The sequence below is a fragment of the Streptomyces olivochromogenes genome (genome assembly GCF_001514115.1).
Classification (GTDB): domain Bacteria; phylum Actinomycetota; class Actinomycetes; order Streptomycetales; family Streptomycetaceae; genus Streptomyces; species Streptomyces olivochromogenes.
The window spans coordinates 1-18875 of the sequence record NZ_KQ948482.1 but is presented as its reverse complement, the minus strand read 5'-3'; the positions used below and the strand labels follow the sequence as shown (position 1 = coordinate 18875).

22 protein-coding genes are annotated in these 18875 nt (G+C 70.2%); 10 read left to right on the top strand and 12 right to left on the bottom strand.

The genetic code is table 11. The features are described 5' to 3' along the window. Positions 1 to 95 precede the first annotated feature (95 nt). The gene (locus AQJ27_RS46115) at positions 96 to 326 is read right to left on the bottom strand and encodes a DUF397 domain-containing protein (protein ID WP_067383621.1); all 231 of its coding nucleotides are present in this window, start codon (positions 324 to 326) and stop codon (positions 96 to 98) included. Then, complete coding sequence (locus tag AQJ27_RS46110) at positions 327 to 1199, bottom strand: helix-turn-helix domain-containing protein (protein WP_067383731.1); 873 nt, start codon at positions 1197 to 1199, stop codon at positions 327 to 329. Positions 1200 to 1465: 266 nt separating this feature from the next. On the opposite strand from AQJ27_RS46110, the gene AQJ27_RS46105 reads away from it, so the two are divergent. From AQJ27_RS46105 to AQJ27_RS46075, 7 genes are all read left to right on the top strand, one after another. Beyond that, positions 1466 to 1951 carry an ATP-binding protein gene (locus tag AQJ27_RS46105; protein ID WP_067383618.1) on the top strand — a complete coding sequence of 162 codons (486 nt, stop codon included), beginning with the start codon at positions 1466 to 1468 and terminating at the stop codon, positions 1949 to 1951. Positions 1952 to 2199: 248 nt separating this feature from the next. Further along, positions 2200 to 3513: a UDP-N-acetylglucosamine 1-carboxyvinyltransferase gene (locus tag AQJ27_RS46100; RefSeq protein ID WP_067383609.1), complete on the top strand. Its 1314-nt coding sequence runs from the start codon at positions 2200 to 2202 to the stop codon at positions 3511 to 3513. Continuing rightward, on the top strand, positions 3510 to 4736 hold the full coding sequence (locus tag AQJ27_RS46095) for a metallophosphoesterase (RefSeq protein ID WP_067383606.1): 1227 nt from the start codon (positions 3510 to 3512) through the stop codon (positions 4734 to 4736). Before AQJ27_RS46100 ends, AQJ27_RS46095 begins: the two co-directional genes overlap by 4 nt. Beyond that, positions 4733 to 5266, top strand: a complete 534-nt coding sequence (gene dcd / locus AQJ27_RS46090) for a dCTP deaminase (protein ID WP_067383603.1) — start codon at positions 4733 to 4735, stop codon at positions 5264 to 5266. The genes AQJ27_RS46095 and dcd overlap by 4 nt, the downstream gene beginning before the upstream one ends. Beyond that, positions 5263 to 5799 (top strand): dCTP deaminase, encoded by a 537-nt coding sequence (locus AQJ27_RS46085; RefSeq protein WP_067383601.1) that lies wholly within the window; start codon positions 5263 to 5265, stop codon positions 5797 to 5799. Before dcd ends, AQJ27_RS46085 begins: the two co-directional genes overlap by 4 nt. Then, on the top strand, positions 5796 to 6917 hold the full coding sequence (locus tag AQJ27_RS46080) for a glycosyltransferase family 4 protein (protein WP_067383598.1): 1122 nt from the start codon (positions 5796 to 5798) through the stop codon (positions 6915 to 6917). Before AQJ27_RS46085 ends, AQJ27_RS46080 begins: the two co-directional genes overlap by 4 nt. A gap of 209 nt (positions 6918 to 7126) precedes the next feature. After that, entirely contained in the window at positions 7127 to 8170 is a 1044-nt protein-coding gene (locus tag AQJ27_RS46075) for a serine hydrolase domain-containing protein (RefSeq protein WP_067383595.1), read from the top strand. 155 nt (positions 8171 to 8325) lie between these two features. Here the strand turns inward: AQJ27_RS46075 and AQJ27_RS46070 are convergent, their stop codons facing one another. Next, positions 8326 to 9312, bottom strand: coding sequence for a DNA-processing protein DprA (locus tag AQJ27_RS46070; protein WP_067383592.1), 987 nt, complete (start codon positions 9310 to 9312; stop codon positions 8326 to 8328). Then, positions 9246 to 9797 (bottom strand): single stranded DNA-binding domain-containing protein, encoded by a 552-nt coding sequence (locus AQJ27_RS46065; RefSeq protein WP_067383589.1) that lies wholly within the window; start codon positions 9795 to 9797, stop codon positions 9246 to 9248. The genes AQJ27_RS46070 and AQJ27_RS46065 overlap by 67 nt, the downstream gene beginning before the upstream one ends. Before the next feature lie 413 nt (positions 9798 to 10210). On the opposite strand from AQJ27_RS46065, the gene AQJ27_RS46060 reads away from it, so the two are divergent. The 3 genes from AQJ27_RS46060 (at position 10211) to AQJ27_RS46050 (ending at position 12871) form a co-directional block, all read left to right on the top strand. Continuing rightward, a complete protein-coding gene (locus AQJ27_RS46060) occupies positions 10211 to 11947 on the top strand; it encodes an immunity 49 family protein (RefSeq protein WP_067383585.1) in 1737 nt (578 codons plus the stop codon). A gap of 177 nt (positions 11948 to 12124) precedes the next feature. Continuing rightward, on the top strand, positions 12125 to 12421 hold the full coding sequence (locus AQJ27_RS46055) for a hypothetical protein (RefSeq protein ID WP_201264502.1): 297 nt from the start codon (positions 12125 to 12127) through the stop codon (positions 12419 to 12421). A gap of 9 nt (positions 12422 to 12430) precedes the next feature. Next, positions 12431 to 12871, top strand: a complete 441-nt coding sequence (locus AQJ27_RS46050) for a hypothetical protein (protein ID WP_067383582.1) — start codon at positions 12431 to 12433, stop codon at positions 12869 to 12871. A gap of 206 nt (positions 12872 to 13077) precedes the next feature. On the opposite strand, the gene AQJ27_RS46045 is transcribed toward AQJ27_RS46050, so the two are convergent. From AQJ27_RS46045 to AQJ27_RS46015, 8 genes are all read right to left on the bottom strand, one after another. After that, complete coding sequence (locus AQJ27_RS46045) at positions 13078 to 13545, bottom strand: hypothetical protein (protein ID WP_067383579.1); 468 nt, start codon at positions 13543 to 13545, stop codon at positions 13078 to 13080. Positions 13546 to 13733: 188 nt separating this feature from the next. After that, positions 13734 to 14231, bottom strand: a complete 498-nt coding sequence (locus tag AQJ27_RS46040; RefSeq protein ID WP_079065789.1) for a hypothetical protein — start codon at positions 14229 to 14231, stop codon at positions 13734 to 13736. An 83-nt stretch (positions 14232 to 14314) separates the two neighbouring features. Then, positions 14315 to 14776, bottom strand: a complete 462-nt coding sequence (locus AQJ27_RS46035) for a hypothetical protein (protein WP_067383576.1) — start codon at positions 14774 to 14776, stop codon at positions 14315 to 14317. Continuing rightward, positions 14769 to 15461, bottom strand: a complete 693-nt coding sequence (locus tag AQJ27_RS46030) for a hypothetical protein (RefSeq protein WP_067383573.1) — start codon at positions 15459 to 15461, stop codon at positions 14769 to 14771. Before AQJ27_RS46030 ends, AQJ27_RS46035 begins: the two co-directional genes overlap by 8 nt. Positions 15462 to 15735: 274 nt before the next feature. After that, positions 15736 to 16740, bottom strand: coding sequence for a DUF932 domain-containing protein (locus tag AQJ27_RS46025; protein WP_067383570.1), 1005 nt, complete (start codon positions 16738 to 16740; stop codon positions 15736 to 15738). A 172-nt stretch (positions 16741 to 16912) separates the two neighbouring features. After that, positions 16913 to 17065, bottom strand: coding sequence for a hypothetical protein (locus tag AQJ27_RS56975; protein ID WP_159064591.1), 153 nt, complete (start codon positions 17063 to 17065; stop codon positions 16913 to 16915). 61 nt (positions 17066 to 17126) lie between these two features. Beyond that, positions 17127 to 17618 (bottom strand): hypothetical protein, encoded by a 492-nt coding sequence (locus tag AQJ27_RS46020; protein WP_159064590.1) that lies wholly within the window; start codon positions 17616 to 17618, stop codon positions 17127 to 17129. Between the two features lie 84 nt (positions 17619 to 17702). Further along, on the bottom strand, positions 17703 to 18050 hold the full coding sequence (locus tag AQJ27_RS46015; protein ID WP_060897833.1) for a hypothetical protein: 348 nt from the start codon (positions 18048 to 18050) through the stop codon (positions 17703 to 17705). Positions 18051 to 18875: the final 825 nt, after the last annotated feature.

The window sequence follows — 18875 nt, the reverse complement described above, 5'->3', positions numbered from 1 at the left end:
GTCTGCGAAGATGGCGAAGGCGGCCGACCCCACTAACGCTGGGGTCGGCCGCCGCTTTTCGTCTACGGCTGTCTCACGTCATGGCCGGTGAGTGCTCAGGCCAGGTGGTCGAAGGCGCCCGCTTTCGCTCCGGCCAGCAGGGCCCCGATCTCGCCCCGGGTGTACACGAGCGGGGTCTGCTCGGGCCGCTTGGAGTCGCGCACGGCGACCAGGTCGCCGATCACACCGAATTCCACGCAGTTGTCGTTGCCCCCGCTGAACGGGCTCTTCTCCCAGGTGACGGTGGAGAAGTCCAGCTCGGCGGGGTCGGGCTTGGTGTTGCTCACTTACAGCTCCTTGAGCATGCTCTTGATGCGGCTGCGGGTCTCGGGCGGGCCGAGGGCCGTGGCCCGCAGGTGGTCAAAGCCCTCGGTGTAGCGCCCCACATCGTCTGATCCCTCGAAGTACACCGAGTTGGTCAGATTCTCCACCCAGACCACGTCCGGGTTGGGCTCGGGGAAACCCATGAGCATGAACGACCCGTACAAGCCGGGATGGAACCCGGCGGCGAACGGTAGGAGCTGCAGGGTGATGTTGGTGCGAGGCTCGGCGTCCAGCAGGTGTTCGAGCTGTTCTTTGAGGACGGTCGGCCGGGATTCGATGCGGCGGAAGGCGGCCTCGTCGATGACCGCCCACAGCTTCGGGGCATCGTCGTGGACCAGCAGCGTCTGGCGGTTCATCCGCACGTCCACCAGGGCCTCGACCTGTTTGGCGTCCAGGTCGACGCGCATTGCGGTGATCACCTGGCGGGCGTACTCGGGGGTCTGCAGCAGTCCGGGGACCAGTTGCGGCTCGTAGGACCGCAGGGTCGTCGCGCTCTGCTCCAGCTCCAGGTAGCCGCCGTACTGGGTGGTGTTGATGACCGCGGAGTACTTGCGCCACCACTTCTGACGCTGTGCCTGATCTGCGCGGACCAGGTCCAAGATGTCTTCCCGGACAGCGGGGTCGGTGACGCCGTAGCAGTCGAGTAGTGCCTTCACCAGGACAGGGGAGGTGCCGCGGTCACCGTTCATGATGCGGCTGAGCGAACCCTGGTTGACCTCGATGATCTGGCCGACCTCGGCCAGCGTCTTGCCGGACTGGTCGTGCAATTCCTTGAGCCGGGCCGCGAGTTGACGTCGGTAGATGGACTTGGGGGCAGGATTCCTCTTCCAGGCCATGGCGACAGTGTGGCCCTTGCCCGAGGGATGGACAACCAATCTGGGAAATCTCAATTGGGCATGTTGCCCAATTGAGTTGCCTCAGGGCATGCTGGCTAACGGCTGCGAGGCGTGATGACTTCATCGCGCTTCGTGTCATATGCCGTTGCCTTACGCCGACTTCCCGGGGCGAATCACCGCTCTCGGGGGCCGACGTGCCGACCCACAGCGCGAGCCCGGTCCGACTCCTCGGCCGGCTGCCCGCTCTGTCGACTGGGGAGCACGCCATGCACGAAGCCCAGGCCCACACCGGACCTACCGACGTCCTGCCGCAGGCATCCTGCGGCTTCTACCTGGTGCACCATGACGCCGGATTCGTCCTCCACATGAGCGCCAGCCCGGAGCATCTGCGGGAGATGCGGCAGGCGGTGTTCAAGACGGTCACCGGGTCGGGAATAGGCGAGGAGATCGCGGACGCGGCACAACTGGTGGCCAGCGAACTCGTCGGCAACGCGGTGAGGCTCTGCGGCCCCTGGGCCCCGGTCATCGTCCAGGTCCAGCCTCAAGACGATCTGGTGCTGGTGAAGGTGCACGACCCCGAGGCTGCCGCCGTTCCCAAGCGCCGCGACCAGGCACCGGACAATGCCGAAGCCGAGGCCGGGCGGGGGCTGTGGATTCTCGACGCGCTCGCCCCGGGCTGGACGGTGAAGCCGACTGAAGTCGGCAAGCAGATCACATGCGCCCTGTCCACCCCGGCCCTCGTGGACGTCTGACACATCTTCCGGCCCGCACGACGGCTGCCCCCCTTCCTCGGGCCGCCCGCAGGGCCGGGGCCGTACAGCGCGACCGGCGCCCCGGCGCGTGTGCGGCGGGCACCGCTCCTTCCTCCTCCTTGAGAGCGGTGCCGTTCGCGGTCCGGCCGCTGCCACACCCCCGTTGCCGGCGGCTGGACCGCCCCTTCGAAGCACTGCATGACCGGCACCACCTGCAGCCCCAACCGCTCGTGCCCTGGAGGTTCTTGATGGAGCTTGCTCCTGCCCGCATGACCGGCGTCGACGCCGTCACCGTCCGGCCCGGCCGCCCGCTGGCCGGCACGGTCAGGGCGGACGGATCGAAGAACGCGGCCCTGCCGCTGCTGGCCGCCGCCGCGTCTCTCCGTCGCGGGGTGCACCTGTCCGGCGTCCCCGCCAGTGCCGACGTCCAGAGGATGCTCGGCCTGCTTGAGCAGTGCGGCTACCGCGTCGCCCACCCGGTCGCCGAGCCGGGGGCCGTGATCGTGATGCCCAAGGGCAGCCCCATCGAGGTGCCCGAGCTGGCGGACGCCGCCCGGATCAGGGCCTCCTACTACCTGGTGGCGCCGCTGCTGGCGGCCTGCGGGCAGGCGGTGCTGCCCTGGCCGGGCGGCTGCCGGATCGGCGACCGCGGGATGGACCTGCACTTCAAGGTGTACGAGGCGTTCGGTGACACTGTCCTGCTCGACGACACCGGATACCGCGTACTCGCCGGACAGGCCCGCGACAGGGTCGTCCTCACGCTGCCGTTCCGCTCACGCGGAGCGAGCATCGTCGCGGTGTGCCGGGCGGTCGCCTCCGGCAGCCGCCTGGAACTGGGCAATCCGAACCTGTCCCCGGAGACCACCGGGGTGCTCGCCGCCTTACGCACCGCCGGGTGGCAGGCCCATGCTAGCGAGGACCAGATCACGCTGGACCCCCCGCCGTGCGTTACGGCCAGCACCGTCGCCTGGACGGTCCCCGGCGACAAGATCGAGGCCGGCACACTGGCCTGCGCGATCGCGGCCACCGGCGGCGAGGGCCGCATCGAGGGCATCAACGGCCCCGACCTCAAGGCCCTTGCGGGCCTGCTGGACTGGGTCGGCGTTCCTATCACCCTCGCCCCCGACGCCATCACCGTCCACCAGGCCCGCACGGTCGGCGGACGGCCGCTGCGGGCGATCGCCTCACTGGCTCCGGACGGCCTGGACGCTGACTTCGAACCCCCGTTGATGGCCCTGGCTCTCACCCTGCCTGGCATCCACCTGTTCTGCGACGACATCAACCCCGGCCGCCACGGCAACCTGATCCCGCAGCTCACACGCCTCGGTGGCGTGATCGAAGAACTCTCTCCCACCCACTGCCGCCTGGTCGGCCCCCAGCGGCTGAGCGGGACCGGCGTGCAGGCCACCGACATCCGCACCGGCTCCGCGCTGCTGATCGCCGCCTTGAACGCCCGCGGCGCCACCACCGTCAGCGGCCTCGACCAGCTTCGGCGTGGACACGCCGACCTGCCAGGCAAACTCCGCACGCTCGGCGCCGACATCACCGAGGTACTGCAATGACCAGGACCTTCACCCAGATCGTGGCCACCACCGACGTCCACTCCGCCCTCGACCGGGCCGACAGCTTGCTTCCGCACCTGTACGGTCTGCGGGCGACCTCGCTGATTGCCGACTGCGGCGACTTCTTCGAGGGCACCGGCTACTACCAGCTGGGCAAGGGGGCCAGCGAGCGAGAGATCCTCACGACGCTGTATGACGTCCTCGCCCCCGGCAACCACGGCTGGCCCCACTACTTCGAGCCGAGCCTGCGCGAGATGACCGTGTGCGCCAACGCCGTCGACGACAGCACTGGTCGGCCGCTGTTCGACCGCATACGCATCGTCGACCTGCAAGGCCGCCGCGTCGCAGTCACCGCGGTCATCGGCGTCAGCGCGTTCCACACCATCCGCGCCGACCAGCGGGCCGGGCACCGCGTCACCGATCCCGCCACCGTTTTGCGCGAACTGATGCTGGAACACCACCACCACGTGGACGCGTGGATGGTGCTGTCCCACTCCGGCTTCGAGACGGACCTCGAACTCGCCGTCGCCTGCCCGTTCGTGGACGTCATCTTCGCCGGGCACTGCCACAGCAGCACCTACGGGCCGCTGAATGTCGGCGACACCCTTGTGGTCAAGGGCGGCGAGCTCGCCGCCGGATACGCCGCCGCCGAACCCGTCGGGTCCGGATGGGCCGCCCGCACCGCCCCCTTCCCCGACACCGGCACGGTCCCCGCCGAACTCGCCGCCCTGAAGGAGAAGATCGCCTTCACCGGCCGGATGCTCGCCGCCCGCCTCGGCGCCGTCAACGAGCCCTACCGGGACACCGAGCTGGACCGGCACCGCCTCCTGCAGGACATCGCGGACCGGCTGCACACCGGGCTCGGCGCCGACGCGGTCATCCTCAACGACACCACTCTGCGGCCCACCCGCCTTACCGACGTGCTCACGCTCGGGGACCTGCTGGCCATCGAACCGTTCGACAACCAGCTCGTCCACGCCTTCCTCCCCGCCGCATACACGGCCGACACGGACGGCTTGCTCACGCACTTGGCCGAGCAGGTCGGGCCGTTGGCCATCGCACCCCGCCCGCTGCCGCAGGAGATCCGGTCCGTGCTGACCACCGACTACCTCGCCGATACCTACTTCGGCGGACGCACACACGAAGCCGGACTCCGGCTCGGCCAGACCGTCCGCCGCACCGTCGCCACCCCACTGCCCGACCAGGAGGAAGGCGCCCGATGATCCTCACCGGCCCCGAGATCACAGCAGCCGCCCACGACGGCCGCTTAACGATCAACCCCTTCGAACCGGACCAGGTCAACCCCAACAGCTACAACGTCCGCCTCGGCCCCACCCTGCTGACCTACACCGCCCCCGTCATCGACGCCCACCACCCCAACCCGACCACCGCCGTCGAGATCGGCCCCGGCGGCTACGTTCTCCAGCCCGGCGAGCTGTACCTCGGCCACACCCTCGAACAGGTCGGCTCCGACACTTTCGTCCCGCTGCTGTTCGGCCGCTCCTCCGTCGGCCGGCTCGGCCTGTTCGTCGAGATCACCGCCCCCATCGGCGACATCGGATTCCACGGCCAGTGGACCCTGATGCTCTCCCCGATCCGGCCCTTGCGGGTGTACGCGGGCATGAAGATCGGGCAGGTCATGTTCTTCGTCTCCATCGGCGACATCGACCTCTACCGCGGCAAGTACCAGGCCGCCACCGGCCCCCAGCCCTCCCGCTACTGGCGCGATGCGGCCCGCGCGGTGGCCTCGTGATCCTCACCGGCCCCGCCATCGCCGCCGCCGTCCACACCGGAGAGATCACCATCGACCCCTACGACCCCGTCCGCATCTCCCCTAACGCCTACGACTGGCGGCTCGGCGACACCATCCGCGTCTGCGCCGGCGACTTGGACGCCGCCGCCCCCACCGCGTTCACCGAACAGCACATCCCCAACTACGGCCTAATCCTCGTCCCCGGCCTGCTCTACCTCGGCGTCACCCACGAGCGGACGGGCTCGGAGACGTTCGCGCAGATGCTCAACGGTGACCGCACCCTCGGCTCTCTGGGCATCTGGGTCCACGTCTCCGCCCCGCTCGGCCACCAGGGACACGCGATCCGCTGGACCCTGGAGATCCGTGCCGCCAAGCCCGTGCGGGTCTACCCGGGCATGACCTTCGGCAAGCTCGTCTTCATCGCCGCGCATGGCCATCCGGACAGCTACCAGCACCAGGCGGCGAAGTACGCGGCCACGGACGGCATCGACATCTCCCGCCTCTACGAGGAGATCAACGGAGGCAGCCGATGAGCCGCCCTGCGAGCCCCCCGTCCGGTCCGCGGGCCGCCACCTTCCTGGATCTGCCCGTCGGCAGTCCCGGCGGCAGCGTCGAGCTCTTCCTCGACCTGTATACCGGCGAGAAGCCCCTCATCCCCGCGAGAGCGTTCATGCTCGCCCCCGCCGGTGTCCGTCCCCGCCTCCCGGCCGGACTCGAGCTGCTGTCCGTCACCGGAAAGTGCCTGGAGGGTCCGGCTTTCAGCCGGTACGTCGCGACCCTGCGCACGTCGCTGACAGCCGTGCTCGACGCTGCCCAGATCAGTGTTCTGCACCTGCAGCACCTCGCCTTCGGCGCCACCCCGGCCCTGATACGGGCCTTTCCCGTACATCCCAGGATCGCCCTGGTCCACGGCACCGACCTCCTGTTCGCCGAGGCCCACCGCGACCAGCTCCAGATCCTGCGCGAGACTGCCCGGGCCGCCGACGCCATCGTCGTGCCCACCGGCGCGATGGCCGACCACCTGATCAAGCTCGCCCCACAGACCGACCGCCGGAAGATCAACCACATCCCCTGGGGCATCCCGGACCGGCTGCTGACCGCCCCACCGGCCCGCCCGCCCCTCGCGCTGATGAGCCATCTGCGGCTGCTGTACGCAGGACGGCTCACTGCCGAGAAAGGCGCCGAAGCCCTGGTCAAGAGCCTCGCTCCGGTCCAGGGCATCGAGCTGTCCATCGCCGCCCCCAGAGCCCAGTTCCATGCGCTGAAGCCACTGCTGCAACGGGCCGGGGTCCGGGCCCGCTATCTGGGCTGGCTCCGCCGTCCCCAGCTGTGGAAGGCGTTCACCGAGCACGACGTGCTCGTCATGCCGTCCACCACCCTGGAGGCCATGGGCCTGGTCGCCCTCGAAGCCCAGGCATGCGGGCTGCCCGTCCTCTACCAGCCGGTGCCGGGCCTGAGCGAGGCCCTTGCCGCATCCGCCGTGGCCACCGACTTCACCCACTCTGCGGCCCTCGCCCGCGACCTGGACCGGCTGCGGACCGCGCCCGGGTTGCTGCCCGCCCTACGGCAGGCGGGCTATGCCAACGCCGCCCGCTACCCCCTCTCAGCGACCGCCGAGGCCCTGGTCGACCTGGGCCATCAGCTCACCTAAACCGGCTCCCAGACCAGGAGGCGGGGGCCGCCAGGCCGCTAGATACCTGGTCACAGCGTTGGACCTAGCGCCGAGGGCCGCTAGACCCAGCACCCCCCCGCTAACGGGAGCGCGGCGGCACAGCCGCCACTGACGACGCGCCACTGCCCGGCCTGCCCCGTCCACGTCACTACGCTGACCGGCGGGAGCAGACGGCGAACAGGGAGACCATGACGTACCGCACCGACCGCATCGAAGCCCTGCTGGACGAAGGCGTCCGCAACAAGGTCTACCCCGGCGCCGTGTGGGCCGTCGGCGACGCCGCCGACATCCGGGCATCCGGCGTCACCGGGGTCCTGGACCCCGACGAGCCGGGTGTGAAGATGCACCCCAACACCGTCTTCGACGCCGCCAGCCTCACCAAGATCCTCGCCGTGTGGTCCTCCATCGGTGCCCTGTGGGAAGACAGCGTCCTCGACCTCGACGCCCCACTCGGCACCCTCTGGCCCGAAGTCACCGACCGACCGCTCGGCATAGTGACCGCCCGCCAACTGCTGACCCACACCGCAGGCGTCCCACTGCGGGCCCAGCTGAAGAACCTCTACGGCACCGACCGGCAGGTCATCCGGGCCGGTGTGCTGCACGAGGCTCTGCACCGGCTGCCCGGCGAGGCCGTTGAGTATACCGACCGGGCCGCTCTCATCCTCGGCTATCTTGCCGAACACCTCTCCGGCCAGCCCCTGGATCAGCTGGCTGACGCCCGCACCTGGCGGCCGCTTGGCATGGCTTGCACCCGCTTCGGCCCGCTGCCCGCCGAGATCGCCGCCCGCTGTGCGCCGACCGAGCTCGACCAGGACACTGACACCCATCTCAAGGGCGTCGCCCACGACTTCTCCGCCCGCCTGCTGGGCGGGGTGTGCGGCATCGCCGGCGCCTTCACCGTCCTCGGCGACCTGATCCGCTTCCTGCGCTACATGCTGGACGCCTCGGCGGCCCCCGCTCAGGCCGGTTTCGGGGCTGAGTGGACGGCCTACTCCTTGACCGTGCAGACCGGCGGCCTGGAGCCCGCCCGCGGCCTGCTCTGGCACCCGGCCCCCGGCACCACCGACGAGCAGGACGTGTGGGTGCACTACGGGTTCACCGGCACCGGCATGTGGATCTCACCCGATCAGGACCGCTGGGCGGTGTTGCTGACCAACAAGCTGTACTACACGCGCGACCGTCAGCCCCTGACCGACGTACGTAACACCTTCCGCCAACTCGCCTTCTCCTGAACGCTTGTGGGGCCCGGCGAAGCCGGGCCCCACAAGCCGCCTGGCCGGTACGGCAGACCAGAACTCGCTGGGAGCGAGGTCTTCGATGCCCGCGACCACCCACTGCCATTGCGCCTGGTCTATGACCACGCCGGGCACGGGGGCGGTTGGGGATGTCAGAGCAGGGCGAGCGCTCGCGCGGGGTTCGGGACCAGGACGGCGCGCTGCTCGGCGAGCAGCCGGGCGCTGCCGTCGGCGCGGATGTCCTCGGTGGCGGGCGGGGTGAGCAGGGGCCTGTTGAGGTCGGCGGCGACCTGGGCGGTGTGCATCGCCGCCTCGGCGTGGTCCAGGGCCTCGATGAGGATCACCGCGCACACGAGCGCGGCAAGCAGGGTGGCACTGGCCCTGAGCGTCGCTCCGCTGGCTTCGGTGCCCGGCCGGTAGAGGCTGACCACCGCGCCGCCGGTCGCGGGGACGGAGCTCAGCAGCTGGGCGTGGTCGTGCGGGTGGGCGCGGTCCAGGCCGCGCGGCAGGACGGCGAGCGTCGCCCGTCCGGCCAGGGCGGCGGCCCGGTGGGCGGCCGAGTCGACGCCGTACGCGAGTGTCGCGGTGACCGTGTGACCGGCCTCGGCGACGGCGGTGGCGAAGGCCCGCGCACGGGTGATGGCCTGCTCGGTCGCGTTGCGGTTGCCGGTCACCGCGACGGCGCTGGCGGTGAGCTGCAGCAGTTGGTCGCCTCCGCGGGCCCACAGGCCCAGCGGGCAGTCGGGACCGAGGTCGGCCAGGGCCGCGGGCCAGACCTCGTCCGACGGGATGACGAACTGGCAGGACAGCTGCGCGTTGTCGAGTTCCTCGGTCGGCTTGTACTGGGCCAGGCGTCCGCTGTTGTCGAGGCGTACACGCTGCTCCCAGACCTCCGGGGCGGAGAACTGGGCGAGTGCGGCGGCGAGCTGGGCGGGGGTGAAGTGGGCGGCGAGCGCGGCGCGGGCGGCGCGCTCGGGCAGGACGGGGCTGGGCACGGCGAACCTCCGGGACGGGCGGCGGCCGGCGGGCATGCCGGTGCCGCGATGGGCGGTGTGCTGGATCGAGGGCGCGGTCAGCGCCTGGTGCGGCTGGGCGCGGTGACGGCGTCCCAGGAGGGGCGCGGCGCGGCGGACCGCCACCAGTCGGTCTCCGGCGCGGCGGCCGGGACCGGGGCCGGGCGGGCTGCCGGGGCGGGACGGGGCGGTCCGGCGCGGTGAGCGGGCGGGGGCACGGGCGCGGCCGCCGCACGAGGGGCCGGAGCGGGGGAGCGTCCGGCGAGGACGGCGGGCAGGGTGTCGTCGACGTAGGCGACGTGGTGGGCGAGGTCCACACCGACCTGGGCGGAGTCGAGATGAAGCACGTTGTCGCGCAAGGCCACGTTCCCGGTGGCGATCACGTGCACGGCGTCGGTGAGGCATTCGGCGACGTGCCGGGCAAGAGGGCCGGTGACGGTGCAGATGACCGCGACAGGTTCCCCGTCGCGCCACTGGCCGCGTGCACGGTCGTACTCGCGCGCGACCTGCATCACGGTGAACCGGGCTGCTGGCGTGCCGCGTTCGGTGTGGCGCAGCTGCACGGTTCCGTACACGCGGCCACGGACGACGGCGGCGGTCTCTCCGCTCATGGAGCTACTCCTCGAAGCGACGAACGTTCTGGCAGTGCCCGGGAGCCAACTGGACAAGTTCCATAATACTTTAATAGAGAGGGGGTGTCATCCTCTTTTCCTTCGGGATGGGAGCACCCGCCCCCGGCGAGGTCAGCCACAGTCGTACGCGCGGCTGGCCTTCCCCGTCGCCTACACGGAGGCCTGCTCTGCTGCGAGCTTGGGCTTCCGGAAGGGCCCGGGGCGGCCGGCCACCCTAGGGCCCGCGAGCCCCCGGCGCGGCGCGGCAGTCGCACCGCCACCCGCCACGAATCTCTCGGCGCGGCCCGGCTAGAGCCCCGTACCCGGCAGCAGCTGGCCTGTCAGATCCCGCGCCTAGGCTGTCCGCAGAGATTCGATCAAGGAGCAGGGCAGTGCGAATAGAGCGTCACCAGGTGGGCGGGTCCGTCGTGTCGGCAGCACGCGAGGACTTCACGAACCGCATCGGGGGCCAGGTGCGGTCCATGTCGCGGGCCGGCCGGATGGCCACCTACGAGTGGCAGTCGATCGCCGACGAGTTCCTCGACTACCTGGGCGCCCTCTCCGTCGAGACCCCTGACCTCGACACCTCGGAGGCCAAGGCCGCCCTCAAGGACGCCTCCGAGGCCGCGGCCGGCGCCGTCGCCTACGCGGCGTACCACCCGCACTGCAGCTTCCAAGTCTTCCTGGAGTACGTGAACTTCGGCATGAGCTACGACCCGGGTGAGGATGCCCCCGAGGAGAGCGTCACACCCGGGGAGTGGATGGACGCGCTCTGCCTGTCGGTCCTCAGGGACAAAGCCAAGTGGCACGGCGAGGCCTTCCACTTCGCCCGGGAGAAGTTCGCCGCGCAGGCGCAGGGAACGCCCGCCGGCGAGCTCGTCACAGGACTGATGGCCGTGGTCCTGGACGACACCGGTGACGACGAGGAGTACCCGCCGAGCGCGCAGGCCAAGCTCGCCGCCATTGACGCGGCCCTGGACCGCATCCGTACCCGCGCCGGGGAGACGGGCGAGCCCCTCCTGGACCGGCCGGACAGCGTAGCGCTGCACACGCTGCGCGCCCTGGCCGCCGAGGACCGGGAGGCCTTCGATGCCGCGCTGGCCGACCTCCTGGCCAGGCACACCACCCTGCACGGCCCCGCAGCCTCCCCGAGCACCCTTCTCCCGCTTGTCCCCATGGCCCTCGCCGCGCTCGCGTACCGGACCCTGGGCTGGGCGCCTGCCGTCCACACCGACTACCTCCCGCACGCACTGATCACCGGCTTCGAGAGCCGAGGCCCGCGGGTCGCGGGGTTCGGCCGGAACCGGCGGCCGGACGCGGTGGCCGCGCTCGCCGCAGGCCCACTGGTAGTGGAGCGGCCGGCCCTCGACGGGACGGCGGGCCCGCAGATCGAGGCCACCTATGAGGAACACGCTCGGAAGGCGTTCACCCCCGTCGACGGCAAACCCCTCGCTGTCCGGCAGCTCCGCAGAGTCATGAGCGACCAGGAGCGCCTCTTCAAGTGGCGCGCGGGGAACCCCGGCGGCGTCACGGACGCCCAGCTCGCGAACCTTCGGCTGGCCTCCCAGATGGGGGCGGCCCTGTTCCGCATCGCACTGGCAGAGCCGGGCGCCGAGGTTGAGGTGACCATCGACGGCCGCAAACTGCGCTACCCGGCCCAGCGGGACGAGGAAGCAGGAGCCGGCAACTGGCAGACGGCCACCGCCTTCGCCCTCATCACCGGCGCACGCGAAGACCTCGCCCCGCTGGTCCTCACCGGCCCTGCCTTCGCCCACCCGGACGGCTCCGCCTTCACCGCGTACCGCGAAGCCCTCCACGCCTACCTGCAGGGCACCGATCCCAAACCGGCCGCGCAGCGCGCCTTGCAGCAGGCAGAGAAGGCCAAGGACTGGGGCTTCGCCATGCCGCCGGCCGTGCTGCTGTCGCAGCTCGTGGAAGGCGACGAGGAGAGCTTCAACCTGGCCCTGGCCGACGCGCTCGAAGCCCACCGCGACTACTACCAGGTCGCCGACCGCGCCGACGATCCGGATGCTTCCGTCAACCTCGACGTCCTCGCCCTGGCCTGCCACGCTCGCCGCCGCGGCTGGGACATCCGCGTCGAATCCCCCTACCTTCCGCAGGGTCTACTGCGCGCCGCCGAACCCTTCTAGGGGCGGGTCCACGGCGGAACGTCCCTGCTGGCCCCTCCGCCGCCCGGCCTGGCTCTCTGCAGTTGCCGTCGTGACTTTGTTCACGAGTTACGACAGCGGATGTTCACCGCTCGCGGAGGTGCCTAGTTCGAGTCAGTGTCAATGTTCGCGAGAACGGACAGCACCCCCTCGGCATAGATGAAGCTGGCCGTCCTGGCGGCCCTCGAGCAGCGGACCGCCCTGCGTTACACGATGCCGGGCATGACCTCGAACGAGGCGACCAGCTACGTCGGCCACCAACTGAAGATCGCGGGCCGTCCGGACCAGCTCTTCACCGAGGACGCCCTCTCGCTGATCCACACCACCTCGCGCGGTTACCCGCGGGCGGTCAACAACCTCGCCCTGCAGTCCCTCGTCGCCGCGTTCGCCACCGGCAAGAACCTCGTCGACGAGGCCGCCGCCCGCGCTTCCGTGAGCGAGGTGGTCGGCGATTAGGGTGGCCCGATGGGGTTTGAGCTGCGGGAACGATGGAGCGGACAGCCGTTGTGGGCGAGATGGGTTCTCGCGGTGTACTTGATCGGATTCCTCGAAGGATCCTGCGTCCACATTCTCGATGTGGCCCGTGACGGCATCCATGCCTACGCGTCGTTTCCTCAGGTTCCCCTGCAGGTGTTCTTCGTCAGCCTGGCGATCCTCGATCCGCTGGTTGCCGTGCTGGTGGGACTCGTGCGGCGGGAAGGCGTCTGGCTGGCAAGCGCCGTGATGGCGACGGACGTCTTCGCGAACTGGTGGGGCAACCGGCACTGGCTGCAGGACGACCCTGCGAGACTCGTCTGGCTCTCGCCCATCACCTTCTTCGGCCTGTTCGTCGTTGCGTTCTTGCTCCCCTTGCATCGCACGGTTGCCAGGACGGCAAGCAGCCCCCAGACGGCCCCTGCCGCCTGACGATTCACGCATCGCGCAGCCTTGCACCACCGGCACCTCGCCGACGAAAACGACACCGTGCCGACGGTCGCCCCGCCGGGACACCCACCGGCGGGGCGTCGCCATCACCGCTCGTCGGCACCGTGAACGCCGCCTCCGTCCGCATTTTCAACGCCGGGTAACAGTGCCAGCAGCAGTGCGAGCACCGGGTGCGGACGGGCGGTGAATCAGCGGGCCAGCGTCCACCATGCGGCGAGACTGCGGGCGGCCTGGACCCGGTGGGCTTCGGCCTCCTCCAGGTAGCGGGCCTGCGCCTGTTCCGCGTGCGAGATCATCGCGTTCAGCCATTTCAGCAGCTGCGGGGTGTCGTGGCGACGGGCCGCGAGCTGGAGGCGGGCGAAGTCGCTGCGTGCGGCGTAGTTGCTGGCGCACGCACGGAGGATGGCGGTCAGCGTCTGGCTGGCCTGCTCGGGCGCGGGGCGGTCGTCGGTGTCGACCAGGGACACCGGTCCTTGCCACCCCCAGGGCACGTCGGCGGAGTGGGCCAGCACCCGGACTGTGCTGCCCTGGTAGGCGCGGCCACGGATGCGTACGAGCGGTTCGACGGGCAGCTCGCGCACGGCGCTGGCGGATCCGAGACTGGCCCGGACGGCGTCGAACTGGTCCCACCGGGCGGGGCTGCTGGTCGCGGTCACGTGGACGGTTTCCCGGGCGGCATCGGTGAGGCTGTAGCGCACGCTGCCGGTGGCGTCTGCCTAGGACGGAACGGCGCGGACGGTGCCGGACGGGGTGGCAATGGTGATCACAGGGTGTCTCCTCACAGGGCGTACAGGAATGGGGAGTTGGCGGGCGGCCCGGCCCCCGCCGGGGCCGGGCGGTGGCCTCAGCCGGTGACGGACGGGTCCGGCAGGAACGGGGCGGGGTACGCGCGGGCGACGGGCGCTGAGCTGCCCCCGCACGGCCGTACGGCGGCCTGCACGGCGGCGGCCTTCATGCCGTGCAGCCATCCGCGCTCGATGCACCCGCAGACAACCGGGCCCGGTTCCTGGCCGGTCTGCACGACCAGGGTGGCCAGGACCGTGCAGCTGCCTTCCAGGGCGGCCGTGACGGCAGCTTCGATGGCGGCGAACTCGTCCGGATCCGCGTCCAGGTGCCATGCAGGGGCGGTCGTGACCGTGACGGTGGCGCTGGCCAGGCGGTACCGGCCGTCGACGTCCAACGCGCCGTAGTGGAGGCGGTGACGTCCTGCCCCCAGGGCGGTGAAGAGCTGGGCGAATGCGCGGTGCGCGCGGTCGCGGGCGGCGGTGATCGCTTCGTCTCCGGGGTACGGCAGGCTGCGGCGGTCGGCGCGGGCGGGCTGGTCGGGCTGCGGGTTCGTCACGGTGACTCCAGCGGGGCGACGGGTGGGGGCCGGCTGCGCGCGGCGGGCGGGGGTGCCCGCACGCCGTGGCGCGCGGGCACTGGTCAGATGACGGGGCGGCGGCCCAACTCGTCCAGGCGACGGATGTCGGGCGCGGGCTCCCGGATGTGGCACCAAGTGCGCCCCATGAAGTCCTCGGCGGTGTAGAAGTGCACCGTCCGGGCCCGGTCGCTTCCGCCTGGCGTGGTGTACGCGGCGGCGTACCAGTAGCCGTTGATGTTGACCGGAACGGTGTCCTCGGGCCACTCGTGCGGGACCGGGGTCAGGTGCGCCCGGCGGGCGTGGTGCAGGCGGCGGTCTGTGGTGAGGTCGACCGCCATGAAGTGGTCCCGCTCCATCGGGTGCCGCTCGCCGAACTCGTCGTCCTGCTCCCAGCAGGCGTCGCAGTGGCCGAACCACATGCACGGCAGGAGGTACAGGGGGCGGTCGTGCATCTCCGTGATGGTGCCGTGGTAGGTGACGCGGCTCCCGATGAACAACCGGGGCGCGGGGGCGGTGTCAGGCATGGGCGGCCTGCCAGGCTTTCGTGTTCCACTGGCGGGTCAGGTCGTCGGCGTACGCGACCTCCCGCGCGGCCTCGCCGTCCAGGGCGGCCACGACCAGGACGCTGCCCCGGATCTCGTCGGCGCGGCGCTGGGCGGCGGCGGCCTGCTCCTTGCGCTTGGCCTCGTCCTCCGGCACGCGCCGTACGAGGTGGATGTGCCGGTCACGGGTGAAGATCACGACGTAACGGCGGAAGTCCTCGATCCGCGACGGGCGGGCCGGGCCGGTCGTGGTGTCGGCCAGCGTCGCGCGGGCCTCGGCCAGCAGCTTCGCCACTTCCTCGGTCGCCTTCACGCCCGTGTCCCGCTGGGGCTGGTTGCGGCCGTAGTAGACGTGGGCCTGGTCGCGGACGGGGGCGAACTCCACCGGGGCGTAGATGCTGAGCATGCGGCGCGCGTAGGCGTCGCGCTGGTCCCGCTCGACCTGGGCGGCGTGGGCGGTCAGGGTCACCGTTGCCTGCCTCCACCCCAGGGCGCGGGCGGCGCAGGATGTGCCGTAGTACACGACGTCTTCGGCGGTGCCGTCCTCGTTCCCGTCGGCGTCCAGCGGCATCAGCGCTACCGTGCGCTTGAGTCCGCGGCGGCCGCAGCAACCACACTCGTCGTAGTCGTCAACGATGCCTTTGATCGTCCACTTCGGGATGGGCATGAATGGCCTTCCGTGGGGCGGTGGGTGGGGCGTCGAGCTGGTGGGCATCCGCCGGCGCGGCCTGGGCGCAGGGAGCGGCGGACGTGTTCTTGGCGCGCGGGCTGCTCCGCAGACGCGACGCTCTGCCGCTACGCGGCAGGGGCGGGCCGGGGAGCGCTCCGCGCTCCTGAGGCGGGGTGAGCGCTCCGCGCTCGGGCGGGGCGGCCTCTGCGGCCTGTAGGGGCCGGGCGGGCACCCGTGGGGGAGTACGGATGCCCGCCCGGCGGTCAGGGGGTCAGACCGTGGTGAGGGCGAATGCCTTCTCCATCAGGTCGTTCGCCGCGCCGCTGATGACCCGCTCGGCGCGGGCGTCAGCCTTCTCGGCGTCGGTCTTGCCCCGGGTCGGGGCGACGTGGTTGGCGTACTCGGTGAGCGCGTTGTATCCGGCCCACCGCGTGCCCCGGATACCGGCCTGGGAGTCGGCGTGCTCGAACAGGTTCGAGATCGCCCCCCACCGCTGGCGCTGGTTGGTCTTGGTGCGGGCGTGGTCGTTGTCCTTGACCGGCCACAGCTCGTCCACCACCGACTTGAGCTCGCCGAGCGTCATCTCGGCTTCGATCATGCGCTGGGCGGCCTGCTCGAACTTCTCGGCGTACTTGAACGTCAGGCCGAGGGCGGAACGGGCCTGCGCGATACGGGCCTTGGCTCCGGCGGTGTGCCGCACCACGAACGAGGAACGGGCCCCGTGGATGGCCGCGCGCATGGTGTTCGCGCACACGACCCGGACCGGCGTCACCACGATGCGGAACGCGCTGCCTCCGTCGTGGCTGTTGAACGCCGCGATGTACAGATCAACGTCGTCGTTCCCGCCGATCGTGAGGGACTGCGGCATCTTCATGGTCAGGAACACCTGACGGCCGTCCTTGAGCGATCCGGCGGTCTCAAAGTGCGCTCCGGACTCGTCGGCCAGCAGGTTGAGGAACTCGGCGTGTTCCTCGTTCTGCACGGGGTGGTAGTCGCTGCCGACCACTCCGAGCGTCTGCGTGCGGCCGGTCTTCGGGTGCGTGCGCGCGGTCGCGAAGTGCTGCGCGACCTCCAGCGGCGCGACCCCGTCGGGCGTGATCTCGGTCGCGGTCAGGGGGAGAAGTCGCACGTTCCAGCCGGACAGAGACGCGATGCGCATGGCCTCCTCGGCAGTCATCGCGCCGTCGGTGACGGTGCCGAGCTTGTGCCACGCGCTCGTGTTGGCGGAGGCGAAAGCGGCGGTGCCGTCGGTGAACTGCTCGATTTCGTGAGCCACTTGGGGCTTCCCTTCTGGTGACGAACTCTCGGCGTGTCCGGGAGGGGGCCAACCCTTCCGAACTGGTTCCATAATACCTAACTCCGGGGGTGGGGCAACTGATTAAATCTCCGGCACGCCCCACCCCTGGAGCGACGCTCTGACCTGCGGCTACAGCGTGGCGAACTTGATGTCAGCAGCCGTCGCCGTAAGTGCAGTCCATGCACTGGTTGCCGCCGCAGTTCCCGCAGACGTAGTCACGGGGGACCGACTTGCCGGTGTCCTCGTCGTAGACAGCGTCACGGATGTAACCACGGTCGCATGAGCAGGCGTTTACACAGGCCATGGGGGCTCCCGTTCCCGTCTGAGGTGTTGTGGTTTGGGCTCCTGGGCGCGAACGGCCAGGCCTACATCTGCCAGTGCTGCGGCAATGCGGTGACGCTCTCCGCGTGGACTCCGGTCAGTGCGGTGACGAACGCGCCGTTCCTGTACTCGCTGAGGCTGTAGAGCACGGACTCTCGTCCTCGGCGGTCCAGTTCGCGCTTAATGCGCGTCACCCAATAGCGGCCGTGGCAGCACTCCTGCGACCCGTGGTAGCTGACCAACTGCCCGATGCTGGGGCCGCTGTCCGCGTGCAGGGCGGCGGACAGGTTGGCCAGAGCCGTACCGAACGTGTAAGGCGGCAACGGCACGTCGGCCAGCGCGGGCCCGGTGTGCCCGGTCCGTACGCCAGAGATCCAACCCGACTTGAACAGGGGCCGGGCCAACTCGCGCACGGCGTGCGCGAAACCGGTGTTCGCGGGGAGCTGCTCCAGGGCGGCCCGGAATGCGGCCTCCATCTGCTCGCGCTCGCCCTCGGTCGCCGGAATGGCGCGGTGTGCGGGCTCAATGCTTGTCATGCTCACAGTGAATTTCCCTCCGGTTGGTGTAGGTGGTGGGGATGCCCGGGGGGCCCGGTGGACCGGACCCCCCGGAATTGCCTCCTACTTCAGGCCGCGCGTCCGCAGAAATTCACTGATGCGGAATGCGACGGCGCGGACCGAAAGGGATGCACCCCGGAAGGTTCCGAGAATGCGGGGCCCGGTGTCGCTGTCGTGGATGATGTGGAATTCGAATCCCTGAGCGACCGGCAGCAGAATTCGGATGGGGCCGGCCGTGGTCTCGAACCGGATAGACGTGGTGTTGTCGTCCTGGTTGTGCTCGATGACGGCGTCCCGGAGGAGTTCCGGGCGCGGGAGGTAGTTGGCGATCCGGCGGGCCTTTGCGGCCTGAGGGGTCGTGATCTCGTCCGTGCTGGGAGCGACCTTGCCTCCGCTGATGACGATTTCCACGCTGACGCCTTTCTGTTGACGAACGTTCGGCGGTGCCGGTTAGGGGAGCCACCCCTTCCGACATGTTCCATAATACAGCAGCCTTGATTTGTTGCACCACCTCACGCGCACAACTCCTGCGCTATCTCTTGCGTCATCTCCTGACCCTGCCCGGCGGCCGGCCTCCGGGCGTCCCTGGTCAGCTGGCCTTTCCGTCTTGGTCGGTGAGCTGACATCCCCTCTGCTGCCGCTCTCCCTGCCCGAATGAGAGAAAAAGGGTGGGTGTGGGCGTGGGTGGCGCGGCGGCGTCGGGGATCGGGGCGGGTTGGTGTGCTGCGCGTCGGCGTGGCCTCCGCGCTCCGTGGTGGGGCCCTGAGGGCCCCGGGAGGGTGTGGGCGGTCCAAGGGTCCGGCCTGCTCGGCCTGTCTGTTGTTGGGCCGGTTCCTGGTTGGTCGGTCTTCCGGGGGATGTGTCTGCTCCTGTCTTCTCCTCGGTCTGTCTGTCTTCCTGGGTGGTGTCGGTCCTGCCGGAGGCAGGCACACCCACCAGGAACTGACCCAACGTCCCTTGCCCTGAAAGGGGTTGGGCCCCGGAGGGGCCCTTTCCTTTCCCGGGTATTCCGTGGTTTACTTTCTCACACGGAATATCAATCCAATTTCCTCCGCTTTTAAGGGAATCGGAGATTCCCCAAAACCCTCTCCGGACAACGCACATGACAACCCCTCAACTCACCCCCCAACTCAAACCTCAACCCCCCACCCACAAAACAAAACCAGCGCTTTACGCTTTTCGTGCCGGAGGCACACCCGCTTTTCGTGCCGGAGGCACGCACGTTATGGAATGGCC